This window comes from Branchiibius sp. NY16-3462-2, assembly GCF_001594145.1.
GTDB lineage: Bacteria > Actinomycetota > Actinomycetes > Actinomycetales > Dermatophilaceae > Branchiibius.
The window spans coordinates 117,985-144,911 of the sequence record NZ_LVCF01000004.1 but is presented as its reverse complement, the minus strand read 5'-3'; the positions used below and the strand labels follow the sequence as shown (position 1 = coordinate 144,911).

24 protein-coding genes and 2 tRNA genes are annotated in these 26,927 nt (G+C 67.2%); 6 read left to right on the top strand and 20 right to left on the bottom strand.

All coding sequences use genetic code 11. The features are described from left to right. Positions 1–414 precede the first annotated feature (414 nt). Positions 415–1,887 carry an NAD(P)/FAD-dependent oxidoreductase gene (locus AZH51_RS04310; protein ID WP_291521704.1) on the top strand — a complete coding sequence of 491 codons (1,473 nt, stop codon included), beginning with the start codon at positions 415–417 and terminating at the stop codon, positions 1,885–1,887. Here AZH51_RS04310 and AZH51_RS04305 read toward each other — a convergent pair. After that, on the bottom strand, positions 1,850–3,226 hold the full coding sequence (locus AZH51_RS04305) for a cystathionine beta-synthase (RefSeq protein ID WP_291521702.1): 1,377 nt from the start codon (positions 3,224–3,226) through the stop codon (positions 1,850–1,852). The genes AZH51_RS04310 and AZH51_RS04305 overlap by 38 nt on opposite strands. 80 nt (positions 3,227–3,306) lie before the next feature. Here AZH51_RS04305 and AZH51_RS04300 point away from each other — a divergent pair, with 80 nt between their 5' ends. Both AZH51_RS04300 and AZH51_RS04295 read left to right on the top strand, forming a co-directional pair. After that, positions 3,307–4,389 (top strand): SGNH/GDSL hydrolase family protein, encoded by a 1,083-nt coding sequence (locus tag AZH51_RS04300; RefSeq protein ID WP_291521700.1) that lies wholly within the window; start codon positions 3,307–3,309, stop codon positions 4,387–4,389. Positions 4,390–4,420: 31 nt separating this feature from the next. After that, entirely contained in the window at positions 4,421–5,644 is a 1,224-nt protein-coding gene (locus tag AZH51_RS04295) for an acetyl-CoA C-acetyltransferase (protein WP_291521698.1), read from the top strand. A 56-nt stretch (positions 5,645–5,700) separates the two neighbouring features. On the opposite strand, the gene AZH51_RS04290 is transcribed toward AZH51_RS04295, so the two are convergent. The 16 genes from AZH51_RS04290 to AZH51_RS04215 all read right to left on the bottom strand — a co-directional run bounded on the left by AZH51_RS04290 (position 5,701) and on the right by AZH51_RS04215 (position 21,185). Then, entirely contained in the window at positions 5,701–6,036 is a 336-nt protein-coding gene (locus tag AZH51_RS04290; RefSeq protein WP_291521696.1) for a hypothetical protein, read from the bottom strand. Then, a complete protein-coding gene (locus AZH51_RS04285; protein WP_291521694.1) occupies positions 5,988–6,872 on the bottom strand; it encodes a Bax inhibitor-1/YccA family protein in 885 nt (294 codons plus the stop codon). Before AZH51_RS04285 ends, AZH51_RS04290 begins: the two co-directional genes overlap by 49 nt. A gap of 83 nt (positions 6,873–6,955) precedes the next feature. Beyond that, positions 6,956–7,513: a cysteine hydrolase gene (locus AZH51_RS04280; protein WP_291521692.1), complete on the bottom strand. Its 558-nt coding sequence runs from the start codon at positions 7,511–7,513 to the stop codon at positions 6,956–6,958. Next, positions 7,510–8,997 (bottom strand): cytosine permease, encoded by a 1,488-nt coding sequence (locus AZH51_RS04275; RefSeq protein WP_291521690.1) that lies wholly within the window; start codon positions 8,995–8,997, stop codon positions 7,510–7,512. Before AZH51_RS04275 ends, AZH51_RS04280 begins: the two co-directional genes overlap by 4 nt. Positions 8,998–9,080: 83 nt before the next feature. Next, a complete protein-coding gene (locus tag AZH51_RS04270) occupies positions 9,081–9,980 on the bottom strand; it encodes a VOC family protein (RefSeq protein ID WP_291521688.1) in 900 nt (299 codons plus the stop codon). Between the two features lie 106 nt (positions 9,981–10,086). Further along, positions 10,087–10,971 carry a hypothetical protein gene (locus AZH51_RS04265; RefSeq protein WP_291521686.1) on the bottom strand — a complete coding sequence of 295 codons (885 nt, stop codon included), beginning with the start codon at positions 10,969–10,971 and terminating at the stop codon, positions 10,087–10,089. Between the two features lie 255 nt (positions 10,972–11,226). Further along, positions 11,227–11,303, bottom strand: a tRNA-Leu gene (locus AZH51_RS04260). Positions 11,304–11,328: 25 nt separating this feature from the next. Beyond that, entirely contained in the window at positions 11,329–11,820 is a 492-nt protein-coding gene (locus AZH51_RS04255) for a DUF501 domain-containing protein (RefSeq protein WP_291521684.1), read from the bottom strand. After that, entirely contained in the window at positions 11,817–12,182 is a 366-nt protein-coding gene (locus AZH51_RS04250) for a septum formation initiator family protein (RefSeq protein WP_291521682.1), read from the bottom strand. Before AZH51_RS04250 ends, AZH51_RS04255 begins: the two co-directional genes overlap by 4 nt. Positions 12,183–12,400: 218 nt before the next feature. After that, entirely contained in the window at positions 12,401–13,681 is a 1,281-nt protein-coding gene (eno, locus tag AZH51_RS04245) for a phosphopyruvate hydratase (RefSeq protein ID WP_291521679.1), read from the bottom strand. Positions 13,682–13,794: 113 nt separating this feature from the next. Beyond that, a complete protein-coding gene (locus tag AZH51_RS04240; RefSeq protein WP_291521677.1) occupies positions 13,795–14,907 on the bottom strand; it encodes an LLM class flavin-dependent oxidoreductase in 1,113 nt (370 codons plus the stop codon). Positions 14,908–14,918: 11 nt separating this feature from the next. Continuing rightward, the gene (locus AZH51_RS04235) at positions 14,919–15,836 is read right to left on the bottom strand and encodes a MazG family protein (RefSeq protein ID WP_291521676.1); all 918 of its coding nucleotides are present in this window, start codon (positions 15,834–15,836) and stop codon (positions 14,919–14,921) included. A gap of 4 nt (positions 15,837–15,840) precedes the next feature. Next, positions 15,841–16,374: a hypothetical protein gene (locus tag AZH51_RS04230; protein ID WP_291521674.1), complete on the bottom strand. Its 534-nt coding sequence runs from the start codon at positions 16,372–16,374 to the stop codon at positions 15,841–15,843. After that, on the bottom strand, positions 16,371–19,910 hold the full coding sequence (gene mfd / locus AZH51_RS04225; protein WP_291521672.1) for a transcription-repair coupling factor: 3,540 nt from the start codon (positions 19,908–19,910) through the stop codon (positions 16,371–16,373). Before mfd ends, AZH51_RS04230 begins: the two co-directional genes overlap by 4 nt. Continuing rightward, on the bottom strand, positions 19,907–20,506 hold the full coding sequence (gene pth / locus AZH51_RS04220; protein WP_291521670.1) for an aminoacyl-tRNA hydrolase: 600 nt from the start codon (positions 20,504–20,506) through the stop codon (positions 19,907–19,909). Before pth ends, mfd begins: the two co-directional genes overlap by 4 nt. Before the next feature lie 22 nt (positions 20,507–20,528). Continuing rightward, complete coding sequence (locus AZH51_RS04215; RefSeq protein WP_291521668.1) at positions 20,529–21,185, bottom strand: 50S ribosomal protein L25/general stress protein Ctc; 657 nt, start codon at positions 21,183–21,185, stop codon at positions 20,529–20,531. A gap of 304 nt (positions 21,186–21,489) precedes the next feature. On the opposite strand from AZH51_RS04215, the gene AZH51_RS04210 reads away from it, so the two are divergent. After that, positions 21,490–21,963: a phospholipase A2 gene (locus tag AZH51_RS04210; protein ID WP_291521666.1), complete on the top strand. Its 474-nt coding sequence runs from the start codon at positions 21,490–21,492 to the stop codon at positions 21,961–21,963. Between the two features lie 24 nt (positions 21,964–21,987). Here the strand turns inward: AZH51_RS04210 and AZH51_RS04205 are convergent, their stop codons facing one another. Next, entirely contained in the window at positions 21,988–22,971 is a 984-nt protein-coding gene (locus AZH51_RS04205) for a ribose-phosphate diphosphokinase (RefSeq protein ID WP_291521664.1), read from the bottom strand. After that, a complete protein-coding gene (gene glmU, locus AZH51_RS04200; protein WP_291521662.1) occupies positions 22,968–24,497 on the bottom strand; it encodes a bifunctional UDP-N-acetylglucosamine diphosphorylase/glucosamine-1-phosphate N-acetyltransferase GlmU in 1,530 nt (509 codons plus the stop codon). Before glmU ends, AZH51_RS04205 begins: the two co-directional genes overlap by 4 nt. Before the next feature lie 125 nt (positions 24,498–24,622). Here glmU and AZH51_RS04195 point away from each other — a divergent pair, with 125 nt between their 5' ends. After that, positions 24,623–25,483, top strand: a complete 861-nt coding sequence (locus AZH51_RS04195) for a P1 family peptidase (protein ID WP_291521660.1) — start codon at positions 24,623–24,625, stop codon at positions 25,481–25,483. 132 nt (positions 25,484–25,615) lie between these two features. Continuing rightward, entirely contained in the window at positions 25,616–26,671 is a 1,056-nt protein-coding gene (locus tag AZH51_RS04190; protein WP_291521708.1) for a zinc-dependent alcohol dehydrogenase family protein, read from the top strand. 99 nt (positions 26,672–26,770) lie between these two features. Here AZH51_RS04190 and AZH51_RS04185 read toward each other — a convergent pair. Then, positions 26,771–26,849 (bottom strand) — tRNA-Gln (locus tag AZH51_RS04185). Positions 26,850–26,927: the final 78 nt, after the last annotated feature.

The window sequence follows — 26,927 nt, the reverse complement described above, 5'->3', positions numbered from 1 at the left end:
CTGGCAATCAAACTCGACAAGAGCACCCAACGTCAAAAACGTCAGGCAACAATTATTCGCTGACAACCAATCAAAAAACAATTGGCATCAATCACTCGACACACTATTGAGTTCTCAAGAAACACGCCGACATGACTAGCTGAAACCCCGAAAGGTTTTGCTCGGTCAAGCGAATGTTTTGCCTCTCGGCTCTTGGGCGTCAGACCGACCGACTGGCCGTTCCTCGCGCGCTTGGCTCCGAGAGGACCCTCAGCATATCACGCGAACTGGGTTGTTTCCAACTCGGTTCTGCGTCCTGCTCCGGGCTTGTCTGCCGCGCTCGGCGGCTGACATGGAAGACATTAGACGAGGGTTCGTGTGGCTACCAAATCCGCAGGTCAGAGGCCGATCACCGCGTCCGCCTAGGCTGACCGGGTGACCTCCCACGACCCTGCCCGCGCCGTGGTTGTCGGCAGTGGTCCCAACGGACTGGCCGCCGCCATCCGGCTGGCCCAGGCCGGCCTCGAGGTGACCGTCGTCGAGGGCTACCAACGCGTCGGCGGCGGGATGCGCACCGAAGAACGCACCGTCGCGGGCCTCCTTCACGACGTCTGCTCCGCTTTCCACCCCACGGGCGTCGCCTCGCCGTACTTTCAATCTCTTGACCTGGAGCGGCACGGGTTGCACTGGCGCTGGCCGCAGATCGACCTCGCCCATCCGCTCGACGACGGTCGCGCCGGCGTCGCGGCTCGCGATCTCGACGTCACCCGGGAGTCGCTGGAAATCGACGGCGACCGGTGGGCGAGGATCTTCGAGCCCCTGGTGCGGCAGTTCGACGGGTTGGTCGAGGACGTCTTCCAACCGGTCATCCACCGGCCACGCCACCCGCTGGTCCTCGGCCGCTTCGGTGTCGGCGCGCTGCTGCCGGCGACGGTCGCCGCGCGGGCGTTCTCCGATGACCCGGCCAAAGCCCTGTTCACCGGGGTCGCTGCCCACGCGTTCGACGACCTGCGCGGGCCCCTGACCAGTGCCGTCGGCCTTCTCCTGACAACCGCGGCCCATGCCGTCGGGTGGCCCGTGGCCGAAGGCGGCAGCGAATCGATCGCCCGGGCACTGGCCGCCGAGCTGCAGGAACGGGGCGGCCGGATCATCACCGGGGCACCGATCAGCAGACTGGACCAACTCGAGCAGTACACCGACCGGCGACCGGACATCGTGATCCTGGACGTCGCACCCGCGGGCGCCCTCCGGATCGCCGGCGACCGGCTGCCAGGTCGGGTGCGCCGGGCGTTCGAGGCGTACCGGTACGGGCCGGGCGCGTTCAAGGTCGACTACGCCATCGAGGGTGACATCCCGTGGACCAACGCCCTGGTACGTCGCGCCGGCACAGTGCATCTGGGTGGTCGGGCCCAGGACATCGTCGCCGCGGAGGCACTGACGACGAGGGGCCGGATGCCTGACCGGCCGTTCGTGCTGCTCGGGCAGCAGTACCTCGCCGACCCCGGCAGAAGCGGCAACGGGATCAACCCGATCTACGCGTATGCCCATGTGCCGCAGGGATATTCAGGCGATGCACAAGAGCACGTCACCCGACAGATCGAGCGATTCGCGCCCGGTTTCCGCGATCAGATCATCGCGAGCACGACCGTGGATGCCGCGCAGTGGGAGGCTTACAACCCCAACTACGTCGGCGGCGACATCGGCGCCGGCGCGAACACCGCCCGCCAACTGGTCTTCCGGCCCCGGGCTACCACCAATCCCTACTCGCTGGGGGTGCCCGGGCTCTATCTCTGCTCGGCCGCCACCCCGCCCGGTGGCGGCGTGCACGGGATGGCCGGCTTCCACGCCGCCGAGGCGGCGCTGGCCGAACTCAGTCGATCAGCAGCGAGAGCAGATCGGCCCGGGTGAGGACACCCGTCGGCTTGCCGTCCTCCACCACCATCACTGCGTCGCACTTCTCCAGCAGTTCGCGGGCCGCACTGACCGGCTCACCCGCGCCGATCAGCGGTAGTGGCGGCTCCAGGTGCTTCTTGACGGCATCGGCCAGGTGGGCACGGCCGGCGTACAACGCATCCAGTAGTTCGCGCTCACTGACCGAGCCCGCGACCTCTCCGACGACCACAGGCGGTTCGGCATTGACCACGGGCATCTGGGACACGGCGTACTCGCGCAGGATCATGATCGCGTCGCGCACGGTCTCGCTCGGGTGGGTGTGCACCAGCGCCGGCAACGTGCCCGCCTTGCGCGCGAGTGCCTCACCGACGCTGACCTCATCGCTGGCCGAGAGGAACCCGTAGGAGGCCATCCACTCATCGTCGAACATCTTGGACAGGTAGCCGCGTCCGCCATCAGGCAGGAGTACGACGACGATCGCGTCCGCGGGCAACGTCGCCGCGTGTTTGAGGGCGGCTACGACCGCCATTCCGCACGAGCCGCCGACCAGCAGCCCCTCCTCGCGGGCCAGGCGCCGGGTCATCGCGAAGGATTCGGCGTCGCTGACCGCGATGATCTCGTCGGGCACCTTCGGGTCGTAGGCGCGGGGCCACATGTCCTCCCCGACCCCCTCGACCAGGTAGGGCCGGCCGGTGCCGCCGGAGTAGACCGAGCCTTCGGGGTCGGCGCCCACGATGTGCACCCGGCCGCCCTCGCGATCCGCTGAGACGTCGCGCAGATAGCGGCCCGTGCCGGTGATGGTCCCCCCGGTGCCGATCCCGGCGACGAAGGAGGTGATCCGGCCGTCCGTGTCCTCCCAGATCTCCGGACCGGTGGAGTGATAGTGCGAGTTGGGACCCTCGGGGTTGGAGTACTGGTCGGGTTTCCAGCCGCCCGGCGTCTCTCGGACCAGGCGGTCGGACACCGAGTAGTAGCTGTCCGGGTCGTCCGGTGCGACCGCGGTGGGCGTGACCACGACCTTGGCGCCGTACGCCTTCAGGACATTGCGCTTGTCCTCGCTGACCTTGTCCGGGCACACGAAGATGCACTGGTAGCCCTTGCGTTGGGCGACCAACGCCAACCCGACGCCGGTGTTGCCGGACGTGGGCTCGATGATCGTGCCGCCCGGTTGCAAGGCACCGCTGCGCTCGGCTGCCTCGACCATCCGCAGCGCGATCCGGTCCTTGACCGAGCCGCCGGGGTTGACGTACTCCACCTTGGCCAGGACCGTGCAGTCGATGCCGTCGGTGACGTTGTTGAGTTTGACCAGGGGGGTGTCGCCGACCAGGTCAGCGATGTGTTCGGCGTACTTCACCCTGGCAGTCTCCCACCCGGCCACCGCGGAACCCCGCTGTCGGTGTGCTGCGTTAAGTTCACAGGTACTGGAGGTGACCCATGGGACGCGCACGACGAGCACAGAAGATCGCTGCCGCGGCTGCTTACGGCGGCGGCCTGGGCGCGGCTGGCGTTGCCACCGCATGGGGTGTGCTGGTCGGCGAGGCCAAATGGGCCCGGCGAGTCGTGGGTACGCCGTGGGGTGAGGGTCTGGAGGATTCGGGCCGGTACGGCGCGGGGCCTGGTGAGCCGCTGCACATGGTGGTCCTGGGTGACTCCTCTGCTCGTGGTCTTGGCGTCGATGCTCCGCACGAGACGGTGGGCGCCATCGTGGCCACCGCCGTGGCGGCGTTCTCCGGCCGCCCGGTCGACTTGCGCAACTTCGCTGTGGTCGGTGCGGTGTCCGCAGATCTGGCCAGCCAGATGGAACTCGTGCGGGAGGGCTCGGCGCCCCAACTGGCCGTGATCATGGTCGGCGCGAACGACGTCACCAAGCGCACGCCGCGGGCCGCAGCCGTCCGATCGCTGATCGAAGCGGTCGATGAGTTGCGCGACATGGGGGCCGAAGTCGTGGTGGGCACCTGCCCGGATTTCGGCGTTGTCCGCCCGGTCGCCCAGCCCTTGCGATTGTTGGCCCAGCATCTGTCGCGCGACCTCGCTGCCGCGCAGACGGTCGCCGTGGTCGAGCACGGTGGCCGCACCATCTCACTCGGCGGCTTCCTGGGGCCGGAGTTCAAAGCGACCCCAAAGGTGATGTTCTCCGCCGACCAGTTCCACCCCTCGCCGGCCGGATACGCCCGCGTGGCAGCGGCATTGCTGCCCAGCGTGCTCGATGCCCTGGGCGAACACACCAACGTCCGCCCGGTTCTGAGCCGGCTGGGAACCGGTGTCGAGCCGGCGGTCAGTCCCGTCAGCGTCGCCGCGAAACGTGCCGTGAGCCATCCGGGGACCGAAGTCACCGCCACCGAGGTCGACGGTGCGGGACACAGTTCGCGGGGTCGGTGGGCCACGCTGCTGCGCCGCTCGTCCGCACCCAAGCCGGAGCCGGGCCAGGCACCGGGGCAACCGGCGACCGACGAGGGGACCGCCGAGGAGACGTCCACGGACGGGACCACACCGCTACCGGCCGGTCACCAGCCGTAGAATAAGCCGACCCTGCAACGACGGAGGACCCATGACCGAAGCAGTAATCGTCGCCGCCGCCCGCACTCCGATCGGACGCGCCTTCAAGGGATCGATGACGACGATCCGCCCTGACGATCTGGCCACCCAGATCGTCCGTGCCGCGCTCGGGCAGGTGCCCCAGCTCGACGCCACCACCATTGATGACCTCTACCTCGGCTGCGCCGAGCCGTGGGCCGAACAGGGCGCCAACATGGCCCGTGTCGTTTCGGTCCTTGCGGGCCTGGACTCCGTGCCGGGTGCGACCGTCAACCGGTTCTGCGCCTCTTCGGTGCAGACCACCCGGATGGCCGCGCACGCGATCAAGGCCGGTGAGGGTGATGTGTTCATCTCCGCCGGTGTGGAGTGCGTGTCCCGCTACGCGAACTTCTCCGGAGCCGGTGGCACCGCCGACGACTGGCGCAACCCGCTGTTCGCCGAGGCCATCGCCCGCACCGAGGAGACCGCCAAGACCAACGCCACCTGGACCGATCCGCGGCTGGACGGCCAGTTGCCCGACGTCTATATCGCAATGGGTCAGACCGCTGAGAACGTCGCGACCTCCCGCGGTGTCTCACGCGAGCGCCAGGACGAGTGGGGTGTCCGCAGCCAGAACCGCGCCGAGGAAGCCATCAAGGCCGGCTTCTTCGAGCGCGAGATCACCCCGATCACGCTGCCCGACGGCACGGTCGTCAGCACCGACGACGGCCCGCGCGCTGGGGTCACGCTGGAGAAGGTCTCGGCCCTGAACCCGGTCTTCCGCGAGAACGGCACCGTCACCGCCGGCAACTGCTGCCCGCTGAACGACGGCGCGGCCGCACTGGTCGTCATGAGCGACACCAAGGCCAAGGAATTGGGGATCACCCCACTGGCCCGCGTCGTCTCCACCGGTGTCACCGGTCTGTCCCCCGAGATCATGGGCCTGGGTCCGGTCGGCGCGGTCAACCAGGCACTGGAGCGCGCCAAAATGAGCATCGGCGACCTGGACCTCTACGAGATCAACGAGGCCTTCGCGGCGCAGGTGCTGCCGTCGGCCGACGACCTCAAGATGGACTACGACAAGCTCAACATCCACGGCGGTGCGATCGCGCTGGGCCACCCGTTCGGTTCGACCGGTGCCCGCATCACGACGACCCTGCTGAACGGTCTGCGGACCGTTGACGGCACGTTCGGTCTGGAGACGATGTGCGTCGGTGGCGGCCAGGGAATGGCCATCATCTACGAACGCCTGAGCTGAGTTCTCCCGCATACGAAAGGGCCTGATCGCGACAGCGATCAGGCCCTTTCGTGTGTTCAGGCAATCGTGCGGCGCAGGGCGGTCAGCCGCGCCGCGACTTCGGTGGGGTCCAGACCAGCCTGCAGGGCGTCGTACGTGATGACCCGTAGTTGGTCGGCTAGGACGCTCACACCCAGCTGGGGTACGTCGATCGCCGGGCGCCCGCAGGCCCTCGCCGTTTCGTCGGCGAGGGCCTGCGTGACCTCGTGCACGGTGGGCGCCAGCCCGGCGGCCCGCTCCTGCGGCAACTCGTGCCAGCGGCGGACGATCCGGGCCAACTCGGCGCCGGGGTCGGTGTCGGTGATCAGTCGCGCATCCGGGCGAACAGACGCAGCAACTCGACGTACAGCCACACCAGGGTGACCATCAGACCGAAGGCCATCAGCCAGGAGTACTTCTCCGGCAGACCGGCCTGCACCCCGCGCTGGATGCTGTCGAAGTCGACGGCCAGCGAGTAGGCGGCCAGTGCGACGGCGAAGACGCTGATCAGGATGCCCCACGGCCCGTTGCCGCCCACACCGAAGCCGGACAGCACGCCGGTCCAGACCAGGATCGCGTTCACCACGGCGAACAGGACGTACCCCAACAGCGCCATCATGAAGATCTTGCGGGAGCGCTCGGTCACCTTAATGACACCGGAGAAGAACAGCGCGTACATACCGACGAAGACGCACAGCGTGGCAATGACCGCCTCGATGACGACGCCCTGCCACACGTTCTCGAAGGTGCGGCTGATCGCGCCGAGGAAGACACCTTCGACGGCGGCGTAGGCCACGATCAGCGGCGGCGACACCACCTTCTTGAAGGAGATGATGAAGACCAGGATCAGGCCGATGACCGCGCCACCGATCCAGAACGGGACCGTCAGCGAGGGGTTGCGGTCGCACAGGAACCAGGCCCCTGCGGCGAAGGCCACCAGGATCGCGAACAGACCCAGACTCTTCATCACGACGTCATTCATCGTCATGCGGCGGGTCTGCGCGGCCGTGGCCGACGGGGAGTTGTAGAGGTCCTCGAGGTTCTGCTGGTAGGCAGCCGCACCCGCGGCGGGGGCCTGCTGGGCCCACCCACCCGGCATACCGGGCTGCTGCGGCTGGGCGTACTGGCCGTACTGCGGTTGACCGATGGAGGCGTACTCGCCCTTACTCAAGTCCTTGTCGAACCGGTCAAACACCGGATTGCTCGCCATCACGGGATCCCTTCTCGTTGGCTCACATCATTATCTGTGTGGTGCAACGTTTCGCGAAGCCAATCTGTGCCGACCGGCCGATCTCACACTGATAACGATCCCTGCACCACGGTGTCGGTGTCGGTGATCTCGATCAATGGTGCGTAGAGCGCCATCGCGTCCAGCGCTCGTTGGTGGTCGGCGGGGCTGGCACCTGCGCACGCGTCAGCGGCGACGCGCACCCGCACCCCTGCGTCGGCAGCAGCCAGCGCGGTCGACAGCACACAGCAATCGGTACTGACCCCGGCGAGCACGATGGCGTCGGGGTTGCCCATCGCGCGTTGCGACTCCGCATCCCACTTGCCGAAGGTGGTGCGTTCGATCAGCGTGGCGCCCCGCGGCTCGAAACCGGGCATCAGCGAGTAGTCGGCCTGCGCAGGGTCCAGCGCGAACGGCCAGACCTCGAAGTACGGACCCCAGGCCCCCGTGACCGGATCGGGCGGCAGGTAGCGGGTGATCGCCGTACGGTCATCGGAGTACGCCGCTCGCAGGCGCCGCGCGTGACCCTCGGCCTGCGGGTATTGGCCCGAGGCCCACGGGCTCGGCGGCTTCGCGAACACCGCCTGCATGTCGATAAGCATCAGCACTTCGCGCTCACTCACGGGGCCGGCTCCTCGATGTCCAGGTTGGCCTCGGACTCATCCAGCGGGATGGCCTCCTGCTCCCGGACGCTGCGACGGCCGAGCAGCAGGTAGCCGACGAAGCCGATAAGCAGCGCCGCGACAACCCCCAGGTTGGCGCCCGCCCAGTCGCCCTCCTTGCCGCCGATCGGGCCGAGGAGATAGCCCTGCCACTGCAACCAGTTGGCCGCGGTGTTCGTGACCAGTCCCCACCCGACGGCGGTGCCGACGACAACCAGGCCGACGGAGACCCAGTTGACGTTGCCGTAGCGGCCGTTCGGGTCGAAGAGTTCGCGCGAGGCGTAGCCCTTGTGACGCAGCAGCAGATCGGCCAGGAAGACCCCGCACCACGCGGAGATCGGGACACCAAGAGTGATCAGGAACCCCTGGAACGGGTAGAAGAAGTTGTCTGCGATGAAGACGAAGTAGATGGTGCCCAGGATCATGATCGTGCCGTCGATGCCGGCGGCCACCGGTCGCGGCACGTGGACGCCGACGCTCATCAGCGCCAGCCCGGAGGAGTAGATGTCCAGGACGGCTCCCCCGATCAGACCGAGGATGGCGACCACCAGGAAGATCAGCAGGAACCAGTTCGGCAGGACCGACGCCAGAGCGCCGATGGGGTCGTTGTTGATCGCCTGGCCGAGGTCCTGTGAGGAGCCGACCAGCAACAGACCGATGATCAACAGGATCGCCGGACCGAGCGCGCCGCCGAGGGTCGTCCATCCCACGACGCCCTTGCTGGAGGCAGAGCTGGGCAGGTAGCGGGAGTAGTCGCCGGCCGCGTTGACCCAGCCCAACCCGAAGCCGGTGGCCATGAAGATCGCGCCGCCGATCACCTGTGGCGCTCCCCCGGCCGGGATAGCGCTGACGGTGGACCAGTGGATCTGGTCGACGACCAGGATCACGTAGACCACGGTGAGCACCGCGGTGATGATGGTGATCCATTGCTGCAGCTTCATCACGAAGTCGAAGCCGATGACGCCGCCGCCCACGATCAGCGCAGCCACCACGATCATCGCGATGACCTTCGTCGCGGTGCCGTCGCTCCAGCCGAGTTCGTTGAAGACGGTGCTCGTGGCCAGTACCGCCAGCGAACACAGGACGGTCTCCCAACCCACGGTGAGTAGCCACGAGATCAATGACGGGAGCCGATTCCCGTTGACCCCGAAGGCGGCTCGCGACAACGTCATCGTCGGGGCATGCCCCCGCTTGCCGGACAGCGCGACCAACCCGCACAGCAGGAACGAGACGAAGATCCCCAGGAGGCCGACGATGACCGCCTGCCAGAAGGAGACCTTGAAGTTCAGCAGGTAGGCGCCGTAGGCGATCCCCAGGACGGAGATGTTGGCGGCGAACCAGGGCCAGAACAGTTCTCGGGGTTGGCCTTTGTGCTCGGCGTCGGGGACGGTGTTGAGACCGTTCTGCTCGACGCTGAGAGCGGACTCGGTGACGGGTTGGGTCATGGCTACCTTCTCCTTCGGTCGCTGACCCGAACGCTAGCGGCAGCGGTCCCGTACTCGCGGATGTTGTGCAGAGTTGTGAGTAGTTAGTACTCGTCGATCACGATCTTGTGCTGCTGCATCATGGTCGCGTAGGCCCCCGGCCGGCTCATCAGCTCCTCGAAGTTGTCCGGCGTGACCTGCCACGAAACGCCGAACTGGTCCTTGCACCAACCGCATTGCTCAGCTTCGGGGACGTGCGACAGGCCCGCCCAGAAGTGATCGATCCCCTCCTGACCATGGGCGTAGACGATCAGCGACAGACCCTCGGTGAAGGTGAAAGCGTGCTCCACCGGCGAGTCCATGGCCACGAACCACTGGTCTCCGAGGGTGAAGTCACCGAAGAGCAGGGAGCCGGCCGGGGCATGGCCTTCCGCCTCCGGTCGCGTGACGATCTGGCCGGGATGCGAACCCTCGAACAGACTGCCCCAGTGGGCAATTGCCTCCTGCGCCTTCCCGGTGACGGGGCCGCTGAACAGGAAGCTGGGCATGATGTGCGGACGTGGCTCCCCCGCGGGGTCGGTCAGAATGAGTTGCCAGCTCACGCCGTACTTGTCATTGACCCAGCCGTAGTGGGGGCTGAACGGGTACTCGCCCAGCTCCATGAGGACCTGCCCGCCGTCGCTGAGAGCGGCCCAGACCCGGTCCAAGGAAGCTCGCGCGTCGGGATCTTGCGACGGATCGAAGTTGACCATGAACGACAGCGCGGGTGTCGGGTGGAACTGGGGCCCGGCGTTGAGCCCCATGAACGGCAGCCCGGCCAGCTGGAAATCGACGGTCAAGACCATTCCGGCCCGGTCGAGTTGGAAATCGGCCAGGCCCTCCTCGGCCGAGGTGGGATAGTCGACCGTTCGCATGATTCGTGAGTCGGGGAACAAGGAGACGTAGAGTTCGGCAGCGTCGACGGCGTCGTTGTCGAACCAGATACAGGGAACGATGGGTGACATGACCGGGCTCCTTCGCATCGGATCCGTCCAGCCTGCCAGGGAACGCCGGTGCGTTGGTGCCCTCGACGGGACTCGAACTCACCGACCGTCGAGTGATTGCGGCCGTCTAGTGGCCTACTGCTGCCGTGGTGTGAACACTCCACTGGTAGACGAACGGCGTCACTACCCCGCTGGATACGATCAACGCCGATCCGACGAGCAGCACCGTGGCAGCGATTCCCGAAAACAGCCCCAGCCCGTATGAGGGGTTCTCGGCCACCAGGTTTCCGCGGTGCTCTTCGTCGTGCCAGCCCAGAATGAACGCACGCCAGCTCAGGATCAATGTGACGAAGGCGGCATTCAGGATAAGTGCTGCAGAAACGAGCGCAACACTAGCGACCCAGTGATCAACCCCGCTCATCGCGGTCCATTCCGCGACTGGATCACCGCCGACCAGCGACTTATGTACGTCAGCAAGGTTGCGTCCATGAAAACGCGCTGCTGGAGCCCACTGGGACGCCACCATGAGTGCGCCAGCGCACACCGCCGCCGCTCCCGCGGTCCATCTAATGCGCGATAAGGATCGTGAACGCACAAGTTGTAGAACGAGAACGCCCAGTGTTGCTCCGAACGTCGCTTGGACGATGAGCTGGATCAGCGTAAATCCAAAAGTCGCAATGATCACCGCTCCCACGACAGCGGCAACCACCGCGACGACCAGCACGCCCCACGGGGCAGGCCCGGTCGTCGACGAGTTGTGGTGAATGTCTACGCGCCGTTTGTCCTCGTAGCGGATGTTGGTGTTGGTCTGTCGATTGACGACCCAGTTGTTGTCGCCATCGATCCGCGTACGGCTGATGTTGCGCTGATCCACTCCTGCTCTTGCCTGAACGAGCCGTGCGTGCCGCCTATTGGCGAACCAGCCTGGAACGAAAGACAAAGCGAAGAAGATGGTGCCAGTGACCACACCGCCCCACTTACCAGTTAGTACCTCAACGACCAGCGATACCATCGCTCGTCCTTTCGTTGGGATGCGGTATCGGCCGATCACCACATCGAGATAGCCAAGAGGCTAAAACTGGGCACCGACAGCCCCCGGGCGACCGATAGCGCACCCTGCGTTGCAGTCGAGAAGATGGCCGGCTCTCAGGCCAGCGACGAGTTTTCTTAATTTGGCGTTCTGATACTGGACTCACCCGCCGCGGTCCCAAGTCATACCTCGAAGCATCCGCCGTGACGACGGGTTCACCAGACGCGTCGACGTCGTTGGTGCCCTCGACGGGACTCGAACCCGCACTCGAGCGATTTTAAGTCGCCTGCCTCTGCCGATTGGGCTACGAGGGCGCGCTTAGCGTACGACGAGTGGCGGCTATCCCTGAACGCCGCAGCAACCGTTCGCCCACCACTGGGGCAGCGCCGCGAGGGCTTCGTCACCGAAGGGGTTGACGCCGGGGCCTGCGGCCAGGGAGTGCGCGACCAGGACGTGCAGGCATTTGACCCGGTCGGGCATCCCGCCGGCCGAGATCCCCTCGATCTCCGGGACGTCACCCAGTTCGGCCCGGCGGCGCAGATAGTCCTCGTGCGCCCGTCGGTACGCGGCAGCCAGGTCCGGATCCTCCTGCAGCCGCTGCGACATCTCGCGCATCAGGCCACTGGCCTCCAAGGTGCTGATCGCGCCGGTCAGCCGGGGACACGTGGCGTAGAAGGTGGTCGGGAACGGAGTGCCGTTCGGCAACCGGGGCAGCGTGCGCACGACGGCCGGGCAACCGCAGGGACATCGCGCCGCGATGGCCACGACACCGCGGGGGGTGCGGCCCAGTTGCTGCTCGACCGCAGCGAGGTCTTCGTCGGAGACGGTCATCTGCTGGCGGCGGCGCCCTGCACCGAGGACCACAGCTGGCCGTACCACGGCTGCGTCGGTTTCGCTGGGATGACGTCCGTGCCCGCGGACTGACGCGCCTGACCGTTCTTGTCCACCGTGACCGTCAGCGTCTGACCCGGCATCACGAAGCCGAGGCGCGACTTGGCTTGCTCCTGAACGTATTTCGGGTCGTTCCACTGCTTGAGCTGACCCTGTTTGGCGGCGATATCCTTCTCCTGGGCCTCGACCTGCGCCTGGGCCTGGTTGATCTGCGAACGCTGCCCGAGGTAGCCGCGGACCGTGGGGGTCAACAGCACCGCCAGGAAGAGGAGTAGGGCACCGATGCCGACCATGCGCCGCATGGAGCGAGGCGTCCGTCGAGGGGCTGGGGCGGGCGCCGACGCCACGGTGGGTTTGACGCTGGGCCGGGTGGTCGGCGTACTTGAACGGGGTCGGCTGGCTGGCCGCGACGCGCACTTGGCCGTACGGCGCTGACTGGACGGACCTGCGCTCACCACCATCAGAATGTACGACGCCCGGCCCACCTCGTCGTGGAGGCGGGCCGGGCGGCGGCGAAGTGTCAGCCCTTGAAGCGGGGGAACGCGCTACGGCCGGCGTAGACCGCGGCGTCGTCGAGCTCCTCCTCGATGCGCAGCAGCTGGTTGTACTTGGCCACGCGCTCGCTACGGGCCGGCGCACCGGTCTTGATCTGGCCACAGTTGGTCGCGACGGCCAGGTCGGCGATGGTGACGTCCTCGGTCTCACCGGAGCGGTGCGACATCATGCAGCGGTAGCCGTTGGACTGCGCCAGGGTGACCGCGTCGAGGGTCTCGGTCAGGGTGCCGATCTGGTTGACCTTGACCAGCAGCGCGTTCGCGATGCCGCCGTCGATGCCCTTGGCCAGGCGCTCGGGGTTGGTGACGAACAGGTCGTCGCCGACCAGCTGCACCTTGTCGCCGATCTCGTCGGTCAAGGTCTTCCAGCCGTCCCAGTCGTCCTCGTTCAGCGGGTCCTCGATGGAGACCAGCGGGTAGTTGTCGACGAGGTCGGCGTAGTAGGCCGACATCTGCTCGGCGGTCTTCTTCTCGCCCTCGAAGGTGTACTTGCCCTTGTCGAAGAACTCACTGGCCGCGACGTCGAGAGCCAGCCCGATGTCCTTGCCCGGCTTGTAACCGGCCTTCTTGATGGCCTCGAGGATCAGGTCCAGAGCCTCGCGGTTGGAATCCAGGTTCGGGGCGAACCCACCCTCGTCGCCCAGGCCAGTGGCCAGACCCTTGTCGTGCAGCACGCCCTTGAGCGCGTGGTAGACCTCCGCGCCCCAGCGCAGTGCCTCACGGAAGCTCGCCGCACCGATCGGCGCGATCATGAACTCCTGGATGTCGACGTTGGAGTCCGCGTGCGAACCGCCGTTCAGGATGTTCATCATCGGCACTGGCAGCAGGTGCGCGTTCGGGCCGCCGACGTAGCGGAACAGCGGCAGACCGGCGGAGTCGGCGGCGGCGTGCGCGACAGCCAGGGACACACCGAGGATTGCGTTCGCGCCGAGCTTGCCCTTGTTGGGGGTGCCGTCGAGCTCGATCATCTCCTGGTCGACCAGTCGCTGCTCGCTGCCGTCGTAGCCCAGCAGGTGCGGGGCGATGTCCTCGGTGACGGCGTCGACGGCGTCCTGGACGCCCTTGCCGAGGTAGCGCTTCTTGTCGCCGTCGCGGCGCTCGACCGCTTCGAACGCACCGGTCGATGCGCCGGAGGGGACTGCCGCGCGACCCACGACGCCGTCGTCGAGCAGGACCTCCACTTCGACCGTCGGATTGCCGCGGGAATCGAGGATTTCACGGGCGATGATGCCGTCGATGCTGGCCACTGGAGCTCCTGGGTTTGAGGGTTACACGGGCTGTTTTGAGCCTATCGGGTGACTCGCGGGTAACAACCGGGCCCAGCGGGCTTTTGAGATGTGTGACTCCTGACAGGGCTTGGTCAAAGCAGGCCGCGGGCGGCGAGCGCCGGACGCACACCCTCACCCACGTGGTAGGCCTCTTCGAGGTGCGGATATCCGCTGAGCACGAACTCATCCAGGCCGAGAGCGTGGTACTCGCCGATCCGGTCGGCGACGTCCGCGTAGGAGCCCACGAGCGCCGTACCTGCACCGCCACGCACCAACCCGATCCCGGCCCACAGGTTGGGGTAGATCTCGAGGTTCTCCAGGCGCCCGCCGTGCAGCGCGGTCATCCGCCGCTGGCCCTCAGACTGGGCGCTCGACTGGGCCGCCTGGGCGGCGAGGACCTGCTGCGGTTCGAGCGCGGCCAGCATCCGGTCGGCGACCTGCCACGCCTCGTCGGCCGTGGGTCGGGCGATGACGTGCAAGCGGATCCCGAAGCGTGGTTCGCGATCGAAGCGCGAGGCAGCCAGTCGCACCCGGTCGAGCTTCTCGGTCACCTGCTCCGGCAGTTCGCCCCAGGTCAGATAGACGTCGCTGTACCGGGCGGCCACCTCGATCGCCGCCGGTGACGATCCGCCGAAATAGATGTCGGGGCGGTGCAATTCACCGCTCAGGACGGCTCCTTCCACCCACAGGTGCTCGCCGCGGAAGGTGACCGGTTCGCCGGAGAACAGTTCGCGCAGGACGTGCAGGAACTCACCGGTGCGGGCGTAGCGCGCGTCCTTGTCCAGCGCGTCACCGAACCGGCGCTGCTCGATGTCCTCACCACCGGTCACGACATTCAGCAGCAGCCGGCCGCCGGTGATCCGCTGGTACGTGGCGGCCATCTGGGCGGCAAGGGTGGGACTGAGTACGCCGGGCCGGAAGGCCACGAGGTACTTCAGCTTGCGTGCCACCTGGCTGAGAGCAGCTGTTGTGACCCAGGCGTCCTCACAAGCACTCGAGGTTGGCGTCAGCGCAGCCTCGAAGCCGAGTTGCTCTGCTGCGCAGGCAATCTGGCCGAGATACTCAAGGGTGGGTGCGCGGCGCGTGACCTGCGATGCACCGGGCGGGCCAACCGTGCCACTGACCGCGCTCACGGCGTCGCCAAGACTCAGATCGGTGCGTGAGTCGCCGTTGGTCGGCAGGAACCAGTGCAGTCGGACCGTCATACCCGATCACTTTAGTAGGGCATCAGTTTGCGCAAGGCGTCGCGCAGCGCGGCGTCGGCGCTCACACCGTCAGTGCGGGCCTGCGCCACCAGCGCCAGGAGCGCACCACCGAGGTCTGCGTCGGGGGTCACCTCGACACCCCGGCGGGCAGCGCGGTCCAGCACCTTCTGCGCGATCAGCAGGCTGGACAGTGACGCGGGGATCCCGGCGAGCAGATCGTCCTCGCCGCGCTCCGGCTTCTCGGCCGCCTTGATCTGCTCCCACGCCGCTTCGACCTCGTCGGGCGTCTGCGCATCCCCGTCGGCGAAGACATGCGGATGCCGCCGGACGAGCTTGGCGACCAGTCCGGCTGCGACATCGTCCACATCCCAGGGGTTTTCGGCTTCTTCACCGATGCGGGAGTGAAAAAGCACCTGCAGTAGCACGTCACCCAGTTCTTCGACGAGATGCTCGGCGGATCCGGTCTCGATCGCCTCCACCGTCTCGTGCGCCTCTTCCAGCAGGTACTTGGTCAGCGACTCGTGGGTCTGCTGCGCATCCCACGGACAGCCGCCGGGTGAACGCAGCGCGTCCATCGCCACGACCGCGTCCAGCAACCGGGCGCCCGGCGGATCCCAGGAGCCGACCAGCACCTCGACCTCGGGCGGATCGTCCAGCGCCGACAACTCCTGGGCCAGCGCGTCCGTCAGGCCCGGGTCACCATCGGGGGAACCCACCCAGACCACGTCGTACGCCGATCGCGCCAGTTCGCGGGCATCGGCGGCTCCCGCTCGGATCGGGATCCCGCTCGCTGCGATCGCAGCGGTCGTGGGGTCGCCCAGATCAGCTGCTCGCACCGCACCGGCGCTCTGCAGGGCGGTCCACGCGTCGCGGGTGAGCAACCCGGCAGGCAGACGCGGGCTGGTGACCAGCAGCGTCAGCCGGGGCACCGGATCAGGAGGCGGCAGCAGCCGGGGATGCAGAGATCCAGTTCGGCGCGACGCTCGTCGGGCCGACACCCTTCTGCCAGGTGCCGTAGCGCGGATTCAGTTCGACGTCGGCAGTGCTGATCAGCTTGGCCAACGCCGGCTGACCCTGCTCACTGGAGCGCAACGCCTGGAAGTCCATGCTCGACTGCACGACGCTGATCGCAGAGGTCGAGGGGTTCTTGACAGTCGCCGGGAAAGCAGCCTTGGCCTGCGCCGTGGAGGTCGCGACGCCGTACTTGCCGGCCAGCTGCGACAACTGCGGGTTCAGCGCCAGGAACACTGCTGCGGACTGCGAATCGAACTGGGCGTTCACCTTGCGCACGTCGAGCAGGGCGTCCTGCACCTGCTGGTTGGTGACGGTGTTGCCGTCGAAGCGGGCGGCGACATAGCCGTTCTGGATCAGACTGTTCGAACTGCAGCCACTCAGCGCCATCGCGCCAGCCGCCATCGTCGCTGCTATTGCCAGCTTCACCTTCGCGCCCATCACACCATGCATCATGCCAAAAGCACCTGCTCGATGAGTTGGGTGGCCCAATGCAGGATCTCGGTGTCCCGCAGCGGCTCCCCGCCCACCGGTGCGGTGCGGGGCATCGGCACCAGGATCTGTGCCATCGCTTCCTTGACCATCGTGCCCTTGTAGAGCCGCTCCAGCCGCAATTGTTGGCTCTCTCGCAGCGTGACCGGGCTGAACCGGACGAACTTGCCCTGCACGGCGATATCGCCGATTCCGGCCTGGCGGGCGACCGTGCGCAACCGGGCCACTTCGAACAGGTTGCGCACCGGCTCGGGGGCCTCGCCGTACCTGTCCTTCAACTCGGCACCGATCTCGTCCAGCGCGCTCAGGTCCTCCACGGTCGCCAGCTTCTTGTACGCCTCCAGACGCAGCCGCTCACCGGGGATGTAGTCGTGCGGCAGGTGGGCGTCGACCGGCAACTCGATCTTGATCTCGACCGGCTGGGTGTTCTCCTCGCCGCGGAAGTCGGCGACGGCCTCGCCCACCATGCGCACGTAGAGGTCGAACCCGACGCCGGCGATGTGGCCGGACTGCTCGCCACCGAGCAGGTTGCCTGCGCCCCGGATCTCCAGGTCCTTCATCGCCACCTGCATGCCGGCCCCGAGGTCGGTATGACTGGCGATGGTCTGCAGCCGGTCGGTCGCAGTCTCGGTCAGCGGCTTCTCCCCCGGGTAGAGGAAGTAGGAGTACGCGCGCTCCCGGCCCCGCCCCACGCGGCCGCGCAACTGGTGCAACTGCGAAAGGCCGAGCCGGTCGGCGCTCTCGACGATCAGGGTGTTGGCGTTGGAGATGTCCAGGCCGGTCTCGACGATCGTGGTGCAGACCAGGACGTCGGCCCGGCGCTCCCAGAAGTCGACGACGACATCCTCGAGGCGGTGCTCGGACATCTTGCCGTGCGCGGTGACGACGCGTGCGTCCGGCACGAGCTCGCGGATCCGGGAGGCGGTCTTCTCGATCGACTGCACCTTGTTGTGCACGTAGAAGACCTGGCCCTCGCGCATCAGTTCGCGTTTGATCGCTGCGGCGACCTGCTGCTCCTGGTACGCGCCGACGAAGGTGAGAACCGGATGCCGCTCCTCGGGAGGCGTTGCCAGAGTAGACATCTCGCGGATCCCGGTGACCGCCATCTCGAGGGTCCGCGGGATGGGTGTCGCGGACATCGCCAGCACATCGACCGCTGTCCGCAGCGCTTTCAGCTGCTCCTTGTGCTCGACGCCGAAGCGCTGCTCCTCGTCGATGACGACCAGGCCGAGGTCCTTGAACTTCACCTCGTTGCCGAGGATCCGGTGCGTGCCGATCACGATGTCGACCGCACCGGAAGCCAGGCCCTCGATGACCTCCCGCGCTTCCTTGTCGGTCTGGAAGCGGGACAGCGCCTTCACGGTGACCGGGAACCCGGCGTAGCGCTCGCTGAACGTCTGCACGTGCTGTTTGACCAGCAGGGTCGTCGGCACCAGGACCGCGACCTGTTTGCCGTCCTGCACCGCCTTGAAGGCCGCCCGAACCGCGATCTCGGTCTTGCCGTAGCCCACGTCGCCGCAGATCAGCCGGTCCATCGGGACCTGCTTCTCCATGTCGGCCTTGACCTCGTCGATGCTGGAGAGCTGGTCGGGCGTCTCGACGTAGGCGAACGCATCCTCCAACTCCCGCTGCCACGGGGTGTCCGGGCTGAACGCATAACCGGGCGTGGCCATCCGCGCGCTGTACAGCCGGATCAGCTCCGCAGCGATCTGGCGCACGTGCCGACGTGCGCGGGATTTCGTTGCCGCCCAGTCAGATCCGCCGAGCTTGTTGACCGACGGCGCCTCGCCGCCGACGTAGCGCGTGACCTGGTCGAGCTGGTCAGTGGGCACGAAGAGCCGGTCACCGGGCTGCCCACGTTTGGACGCGGCGTACTCCAGCACCAGGTATTCACGGGTCGCACCCTGGACGGTGCGCTGCACCATCTCCACGAACTTGCCGACACCGTGCTGCTCGTGCACCACGAAGTCACCCGGCCGCAACTGCAGCGGATCCACGACGTTGCGCCGTTTCGCCGGCATCCGGCGCATGTCCTTGGTCGAGCCTTCGGCACCCGTACCGCCGGTGAGATCGGCCTCGGTCAGGACCACCAATTCACTACTGGGCAGGGCGAATCCGGGCCCGAGGCAGCCAGTGGACAGCTCGATCGAGCCGGGCGTGAGATCCGCGAGTGCGCGCGTGGCCAGATCGTTCTCGGCGAGTACCTCGGTGATCCGCCGGCCCAGCCCCGGACCCTCGGTGACGATCAGCACCCGTTGCCCGTCCGCGACGTACTGGCGCAGGTCGGCGATCGCCAACTCGGTGTTGCCACGGTAGGCCGCGACCGGCGTACTGCCCAGATTGACTCTCTCACCGGGCAATTCGTCCTCGGTGAAGGCAATCAGGTCCTCATCGGTCGCGAAGGAGGCGAACGACCACCAGGGCCGTCCGGTCTTCAGCGCGTGCTCGCGCAACTCCTGCAGGGTCCAGTACGACGCGCTCCCGAGCACCGCGCGCAGGTCCACCGGAACCTGGTTGCCGGCAGCCGCGTTGCCCCAACTGGCCTCCAGGAACTCCTCGCTGGTCGCCACCAGGTCGTGGGCGCGGGTGCGCACCCGCTCGGGGTCGCACAACACGACGTGCGTGCTCGGGCGCAGTACGTCGAGCACGGTCTCCATCTGCGAGCCGAGCAGCGCCGGCGCAAGGGACTCCATCCCTTCCACCGCAATGCCTTCGGCGATCTTGTGCAGCATGTCGGCGACCCCGGGCAACTGGTCGGCCAGCGCGGCCGCCCGCGAGCGCACGGCGTCGGTCAGGAGCAACTCGCGGCACGGCGGCGCCCACAGACCACCATCGGCGATCTCCATACTGCGTTGGTCAGCGACCTTGAAGTAGCGCACTTCCTCGACGGTGTCGCCCCAGAACTCCACCCGCAACGGGTGCTGCTCGGTCGGTGGGAAAACGTCGAGAATGCCTCCGCGGACGGCGAATTCACCGCGTCGCTCGACCAGGTCGGTACGCGTGTAGGCCGCAGCAGCGAGGCGCTCGACCACATCGGACAGATCCGCATCCTGACCTGCGACCAGGGCTACCGGCTCCAGGTCGCCCAGGCCCTTGGCGATCGGTTGCAGCAGTGCGCGGACACTGGCGACCACCACGTCGATCGGGCCGTGACCGGTCTGCGGGTGGGCCAGCCGTCGCAGGACCGAGAGCCGTTTGCCGACGGTGTCGCTGCGCGGGCTGAGTCGCTCGTGCGGCAGCGTCTCCCAGCTGGGGAACTCCGCGATGCGCTCGGCCGGCAGGAAGGACCGCAACGCCGTCGCCAGATCGTCGGCCTCCCGGCCGGTGGCGGTCACCGCCAGGATCGGCACCCCGGCCTCGCCGCCGGCCAGGATCGCCAACAGCGGCGCGCGCAGCCCCGGCGTGGTCGCGACGTCGACGATGTCGGCGTTCAGGTGCCCCAGGGTGCGTTGGACTCCGGCGTCGGAGCGCAACAGGGTCAGCAGCGGGTCGAGAGTCACGAGCGGGTAGATCCTCCAGCGTGCACGGTGTTCTGCGCGTCGGTCAGGCCGCGCTCGATCAATAGTTCGGTCGCATCAGCCGCATCGTCCAGCAGGAACGGCAACTCCTTGCGCTCGGTGGCATTGAAGTCCTTCAGCACGAAGGCGGCCGGATCCATCCGGCCGGGGGGTCGGCCGATGCCGACCCGGACCCGCAGGTAGTCCTTCGTGCCGAGCGCCGCGGAGATCGAGCGCAGGCCGTTGTGACCGCCCTCTCCCCCGCCTCGCTTGAGCCGGATCGTGCCGGCGTCGATATCCAACTCGTCGTGGATCACGATGATCTGCTCGACAGGAACCTTGAAGAAGTCAGCCAATCCCTTGACGGGAGAACCTGATTCGTTCATGTACGTCGTGGGGATGGCAATGACTGCGGGCGGCCCGGAAGTGCCGGGCCGCCCGAGTCGGATGCTGGCGGCACGAGCGCGCGCTTTGTGGGCGCGCAGCGTCGTGTCGTAACGGTTCGCGAGTTCGTCGATGACCATGGCCCCGACGTTGTGCCGGTTGCCGGCGTACGTCGACCCGGGGTTACCGAGCCCGACGATCAACCAGGGGCTCACCGGCGTAGCTCGCGAGACATGATCACGCCTCGTCGGACTCCGCGGCGTCGCCCTCTTCGGCGGCCTCCGGCTCGTCCTTCTCGATGCCGGCCTCAGCCTCGGCCTCTTCCAGCTCGGCCTCGAGCTCCTCGGCGGTGACCTGGGCGGTCACGTTGACGACCAGCAGGTCCTCGGCGGCGACCAGCGTCGAACCGGCGGGCAGCGTGACGTCCTTGGCCAGGATCTGGCTGCCGGCCTCCAGGCCCGCGACGGAGACCACGATGTTCTCCGGGATCGACAGCGGGTCGCTCTCGATGGACAGGGTGTTGTTCTCCAGGACCACGTTGGTCTCCGGACCGGCCTCGCCCTCCAGGTGCACGGGCACGTCGACGGTGACCTTCTCGCCCCGCTTGACGATGATCAGGTCGACGTGGTCGATGACCGGCTTGATGGCATCGCGCTGGACGTCCTTGGCCAGGGCCAGCTGCTCGTCGCCGTCAATGATCAGGGTGAGGATCGCGTTGGGGTTCTTCAGCGCGAGCATCGTGTCGTGGCCCGGCAGGGTCAGGTGCTGCGGGTCGGTGCCGTGCCCGTACAGGACGGCCGGGATCTTGTGGTCACGGCGGATGCGGCGGGCAGCGCCCTTGCCGAACTCAGTGCGCTTCTCGGCGATCAGACGGTTGTCGGATTTGGTGGCCATGTCAGGTCCTTCAGGCTTCGCGGATGGATTCGGTGGCGCCTCGACGCGGGACGCGGCATGAACCGACGCGTGCAGGCACGAACACTGGCCTGAACCTTGTCGATCACGGACTCCGCTCGTGCAGCGTCCCTCGCCGAGGCAACGTCGTTCATGGTACGGCGCGTGGCCGCACCCGCCCAAATCCCGGCCGTTCGTGCGGCCGACCATTCAGCTTTCAATCAGTTCACTATCGGGGTATTGACAGAAACACCACAGGAATCTCTATGCTCAGCGCCACCCCTACCCCTACAGAAGGGCATTACCCATGCGCAAACTCCTCGCGATCGCCGCCGTTGCCACGGTGAGCTTCGCCCCCATGGTCTCCGCCGACGCCATCACCAAGAAGGAGGTCGCCAAGCAAGTCACCCTGGAACGGGTGTACGGACCCAAGTACGGAAACTACTACGGGAAGTACGGGCTCAACTGGGGCCACAACGGCTGCTCGATCCCGTCCGGCGCCGGGATCCCCGTTGCCCCGGTTCAGGCAGCACTGGCGGCTGTGAAGGTGTGGGGCGGCTTCTTCAAGAAGTCCTGCGATCGGCACGACTTCGGCTACCGCAACCACAAGATCAGCGGCTACAGCCGATCCACCGTGGACCGCAAGCTGTACGACAACATGGTGTACCAGTGCAAGCACAAGGACTGGCCCGGCCCGGACGCTGTCGCCGAGAAGCCGTGTCTCACGGCGGCCCAGACGATCTACCGCGCAGTCCAGGCGGGCGGGTGGACCCACTGGTGAGCCGACCCCGATGAGCGGTACGGACTAGTGGTCCGCCTCGAACATGCTGGTCACCGAACCATCTCCGAAGACCTGGGAGATGGCTTCGGCCAGCAGCGGGGCGATCGGCAGGACGGTCAGCCCTTCGAACTGCTTGTCCGGGCCGACCGGCAACGTGTCGGTGACGATGACCTCGCGGGCCACTGATTCGCTCAGCCGCTGCACCGCCGGGCCCGAGAAGATCGCGTGCGTCGCGGCGATGATGACGCTGGCGGCGCCTTCCTTCATCAGGGCGTCCGCGGCGTGGCAGATGGTTCCACCGGAGTCGATCATGTCGTCGACCAGGATGCAGGTGCGGCCCTGCACCTGGCCGATGACCCGGTTGGCGACCGACTCGTTGGGCCGGGTCACGTCGCGGGTCTTGTGGATGAAGGCCAGCGGGGCGTTCTGCAACCGCCGCGACCACGACTCCGCCACCTTGATCCGCCCGGCGTCGGGAGATACGACGACAAGGTCCTCATCGGCGTACTTCTCGGCGACGTAGTCGGTCAGGATCGGCAGCGCCTGGAGGTGGTCCACCGGGCCGTCGAAGAAACCCTGGATCTGATCGGTGTGCAGGTCGACGGCGATGAGCCGGTCGGCGCCCGCGGTCTTGAACAGGTCGGCCATCAGGCGGGCGCTGATCGGCTCGCGGCCGCGGGACTTCTTGTCCTGACGCGCGTAGCCGTAGTACGGCAGGACCACGGTGATCCGCTTGGCCGAAGCCCGCTTGAGCGCGTCGACCATGATCAGGTGCTCCATGATCCAGGTGTTGATCGGCGCGGTGTGGCTCTGGATGACGAACGCATCGCAGCCACGCACCGACTCCTCGAACCGCACGTAGAGCTCGGTGTTCGCGAAGTCGTACGCGGCGGTCGGCACCAGCTCGGTGCCCAGCTCCTTGGCCACGTGCTGCGCCAGATCCGGGTGGGCCCGCCCGCTGAAGACCATCAGGTTCTTCTCGGTGGTGCGCTTCATGCTGGTGTTCATGCGTTCTCTTCCGTGGCTGCCGACGCGGATGCCGCTGATTCTTCCAGTCCCTGTTGCGCCGCGGCGAGTCCCTGCGCAACGGCTGCTTGGGCGGCCGCGTCCGTGGCCGTCCCGGCGCGGCGGCGGGCGACCCAGCCCTCGACGTTGCGTTGCCGGGCCCGCGTCACCGCCAACTCCCCCGGGCCGACAGGTGCGGTGACCGCGGAGCCCGCCGCGACGTACGTGCCGTCGGCGATCGAACCGGGCGCCACGATGACGCTGTTGGACCCGACGAAGCTATAGCGCCCCACGGTGGTGTGGTTCTTGGTGACGCCGTCGAAGTTGGCGAAGATCGTGCCGGCGCCGATGTTGGCGCCCTCGCCGATGGTGGCGTCACCGCAGTAGGTCAGGTGCGGGACCTTCGCGTCGTCGCCGATCTGCGCGTTCTTGGTCTCGACGAATCCGCCGATCTTGCCGCGGGCACCCAGCGTGGTGCCGGGGCGCAGATAGGAGAACGGGCCGACGGTGGCCTGCGGGCCGATGACCGCGAGCTCGGCATGGGTGCGTACGACGCTCGCCCCGTCGTCGACCTCGGTGTCCTTGAGCGTGGTGTCGGGTCCGATCGTGCATTCGACACCGATACTGGTCGCGCCCAGCAGCTGGCAGCCGGGGTGGATCACGGTGTCCGCGCCGACCGTGACCTCCGCATCGACCCAGGTGGTGGCCGGATCGATCACGATCGCGCCCTGCTCGACCATCAGCTTCTTGACGAGGCGCTCGTTGAGTTCCTTGCCCAGTTGGGCCAGTTGCGACTTGTCGTTGACGCCCAGGATCTGCGGGGTGTCGTCGATGACCAGCGCCTCCACGCGACCGCCGTTGTCGCGGGCCAGCGCCAGCACATCGGTGAGGTACTTCTCGTGCTGGTTGTTGTCGGTGCCGACCTTCGGCAGCAACTCGCGTAGCACCTCGACGCTGAATGCGTAGATGCCGGAGTTGATTTCGTCGATCTCGACTGCGTGTGCCATCGGGCCGCCCTCGGCCTGCGCCGCCCGGGCGTCCTTGTCCTCGATGATCCCCGTGACGCTGCCGTCGGCGTCACGCAGGATCCGGCCGTACCCGCTCGGGTCGGGCACGTGCGTGGTGAGGACCGTGATCGCGTTGGCCGTGGCTTCGTGCCGCTCAGTGAGCGACACGAGGGTCTCGGCGGAGAGCAAGGGGGTGTCGCCGTACGTGACGATGATGGTGCCGGACAGGTCGGCGGGCAGCGCGGCCAGCCCGCACTCCGCGGCCCGCCCAGTGCCGGGGATGTCGTCCTGGTCGGCGATCACGGCCTCGGGGAAGCTGGCCAGCACCTCAGCAGCGACCGCGTCCCGGTGGGCGCGCACGGTGACCGCGATGTACGGCGCGTGGGTGCCGACCGCGGCGTGCACCGCGTGCGAGACGAGGGTGCGACCCGCGATCTTATGCAGCATCTTGCTGGTCTGGCTTCGCATTCGCGTACCGTCACCGGCAGCGAGGACGATCACGGCGGCAGGGGTGGCGCTCACTCGCGAGACTCCTTTGATCGAGCGGCCGGTCGCCCGTCGACGGGCATCAGCACAGGCGATGTTACCGGCTGGACACCTCGCGTTCGGACACGCGTCGCTACTCACTGGTGCCCTACGGTGGCCGCGTGGCTGTGCTCAGCGAGGTGATCGGCGTCCGTGGTGTGCGGGTCGGGCACTGGACCGACCCGGTCGCCCGCACCGGATGCACGCTGATGGACCTGCCACCTGGGACCGTCGCCTCGGCGGAGGTCCGCGGTGGTGCACCGGCTTCCCGGGAGTTGGACGCGTTGGCGCCGGACAAGACCGTCCAGAGCTTCGACGGCGTGCTGCTGGCCGGTGGCTCGGCTTTCGGTCTGGCGGCAGCGGACGGCGTGATGCGCTTCTATGCCGAGCGCGGCCGCGGAGTGCCCACCCCGGCCGGCAACGTGCCTGTCGTACCCACCCTCGCGCTCTTCGACCGCCTGGTCGGCTCACCGGAGGCCTACCCCGACGCGGCGGCGGGTTACGCCGCGGCCCAGGACAGCGCTTCGGTCCTGAACGGTCCGGTGGGGGCCGGGACAGGTGCCTGCGTGTCGAACTGGCGTGGCGAGGATCGCCGACCGGGCGGATTGCGGTACGCCGAGGCGCAGGTGGGCGAGTTGGTGGTGGGTGCGCTGTGTGCGGTGAACGCCTTCGGTGACATCGATCCCGGCACCGGCCCGGTCGACCTGGGCATCGTCGATGCCCTGCTGGCGGCGGCGCCCGATTACCGCAGCAACACCACGATCGGTGTGGTCGTGACCAACGCCGCCCTCAGCAAGACGGACTGCTTCCTTGTCGCGCAGGGAGCCCACGACGGGCTGGCCCGGGCTGTGACGCCACCGCACACCCGCTTCGACGGGGACGCGTTCGTGGCTGCGGCAACGGGCGAGGTCGCGGCGCACGTCGATGTCGTGCGACTGCTGGCGATGGACGCGGTGTGCACGGCGATCCGCGCCGTGGGCTGACTATGCCCGACACGCTAGCCGCGCCCCGGTCAGCGCTCTAGGCTGAAAGCAGGCCGACTTCCATCGCGCCCGACACCTCCGCCGAGCGTGATCCAGCCGCAACCTCGCGGCGTGAGCGAAAGGCAGGCGATCATGAAGGCGCTCGTATTCCACGGACCCGGCCAGAAGAACTGGGAAGAGGTTCCCGATCCCACGATCCTCAAACCCACCGATGCCATCGTCCGCATCGAACAGACCACTATCTGTGGCACCGACCTACACATCCTCAAAGGCGACGTTCCCGCAGTCACCGACGGCCGCATCCTGGGCCACGAAGGCGTCGGTGTGATCACCGAAATCGGTTCTGCTGTCACCGATCTCGCGGTTGGCGACCGCGTCATCATCTCGTGCATCTCCTCCTGCGGTAAGTGCAGCTACTGCAAGAAGGGGATCTACTCGCACTGCCTCGCGGACGAGGGCGCGAGCGGCATCGGCTGGATCTTCGGTCACCTGATCGACGGGACCCAGGCAGAACTGGTCCGGGTGCCCTTCGCGGAGACCTCGCTGTACAAACTGCCGGAGGGGGTGGCTGCCGAGGAGGCGGTGATGATCTCCGACATCCTGCCGACCGGTCACGAGATCGGCATCCGCTACGGCAACGTGCAGCCCGGCGACGTCGTGGCCATCATCGGTGCCGGACCGGTGGGCCTGGCCGCGATGGCCACTGCTGGCCTGTACGGCCCCAGCCGGGTGATCGCCGTCGACCTGGACGCCAACCGCGTCGAACAGGCGAAACGGTTCGGCGCGACCGACGGGGTGGTGGCCTCCGACGGCGATTGGCGCGAGCAGGTCTTTGCCATGACCGACGGACTGGGCGTGGACGTCTCGGTCGAAGCCGTTGGAGTGCCGGCGACCTGGGACATGGCGTTGTCGCTGGTACGCCCTGGCGGACACGTTGCCAACGTCGGTGTGCACGGCAAGCCGGTGGAGTTCCCGCTGGACACCAAGTGGATCGACAACATCGTGGTCTCGACCGGGCTGGTCAACACCAACACCTCGCCGATGCTGATCAAGATGCTCGCCCAGCACAAGATCGACGCAGGTGACTTCATCAGCCACCGCTTTGCCCTCGGGGACATCCTGCAGGCCTACGACACGTTCTCGCGGGCAGCGGAAACCAAGGCACTGAAAGTGATTCTGGAGGCCTGATTTCAGCCGGTTGTGACCTCTGTTGTGACCAGCTAAAAGCAACGCTCCTCCCCGTGGAACCGGGGAGGAGCGTTGTCTACCGCCTGACCTGCGGTGATGCTCCCCGGGTTGGAATCGAACCAACGTCGCTAATCCTGATTCAAAGTCAGGCGGCCCCTGCCAGCAGAGCAACCGGGGAACGACCTATCCACTCGGGCAGGCCACGGGCAAGCGTAAACGACACAATGGGTGGACAATGCATTGCTATGAAGCCTCA

Excerpts from the sequence above, each read along its gene's own strand:
- AZH51_RS04250 (WP_291521682.1), bottom strand. The coding sequence starts at position 12,182 with ATGCGGCGCATGGTCGGCATCGGTGCCCTACTCCTCTTCCTGGCGGTG.
- AZH51_RS04240 (WP_291521677.1), bottom strand. The coding sequence starts at position 14,907 with ATGACGGTCCGACTGCACTGGTTCCTGCCGACCAACGGCGACTCACGC.
- AZH51_RS04210 (WP_291521666.1), top strand. The coding sequence starts at position 21,490 with ATGCGCAAACTCCTCGCGATCGCCGCCGTTGCCACGGTGAGCTTCGCC.
- AZH51_RS04300 (WP_291521700.1), top strand. The coding sequence starts at position 3,307 with ATGGGACGCGCACGACGAGCACAGAAGATCGCTGCCGCGGCTGCTTAC.
- AZH51_RS04270 (WP_291521688.1), bottom strand. The coding sequence starts at position 9,980 with ATGTCACCCATCGTTCCCTGTATCTGGTTCGACAACGACGCCGTCGAC.
- AZH51_RS04285 (WP_291521694.1), bottom strand. The coding sequence starts at position 6,872 with ATGGCGAGCAATCCGGTGTTTGACCGGTTCGACAAGGACTTGAGTAAG.
- AZH51_RS04275 (WP_291521690.1), bottom strand. The coding sequence starts at position 8,997 with ATGACCCAACCCGTCACCGAGTCCGCTCTCAGCGTCGAGCAGAACGGT.
- AZH51_RS04255 (WP_291521684.1), bottom strand. The coding sequence starts at position 11,820 with ATGACCGTCTCCGACGAAGACCTCGCTGCGGTCGAGCAGCAACTGGGC.
- AZH51_RS04265 (WP_291521686.1), bottom strand. The coding sequence starts at position 10,971 with ATGGTATCGCTGGTCGTTGAGGTACTAACTGGTAAGTGGGGCGGTGTG.
- AZH51_RS04215 (WP_291521668.1), bottom strand. The coding sequence starts at position 21,185 with ATGGCCACCAAATCCGACAACCGTCTGATCGCCGAGAAGCGCACTGAG.
- AZH51_RS04205 (WP_291521664.1), bottom strand. The coding sequence starts at position 22,971 with ATGAACACCAGCATGAAGCGCACCACCGAGAAGAACCTGATGGTCTTC.
- AZH51_RS04190 (WP_291521708.1), top strand. The coding sequence starts at position 25,616 with ATGAAGGCGCTCGTATTCCACGGACCCGGCCAGAAGAACTGGGAAGAG.
- AZH51_RS04295 (WP_291521698.1), top strand. The coding sequence starts at position 4,421 with ATGACCGAAGCAGTAATCGTCGCCGCCGCCCGCACTCCGATCGGACGC.
- AZH51_RS04230 (WP_291521674.1), bottom strand. The coding sequence starts at position 16,374 with ATGATGCATGGTGTGATGGGCGCGAAGGTGAAGCTGGCAATAGCAGCG.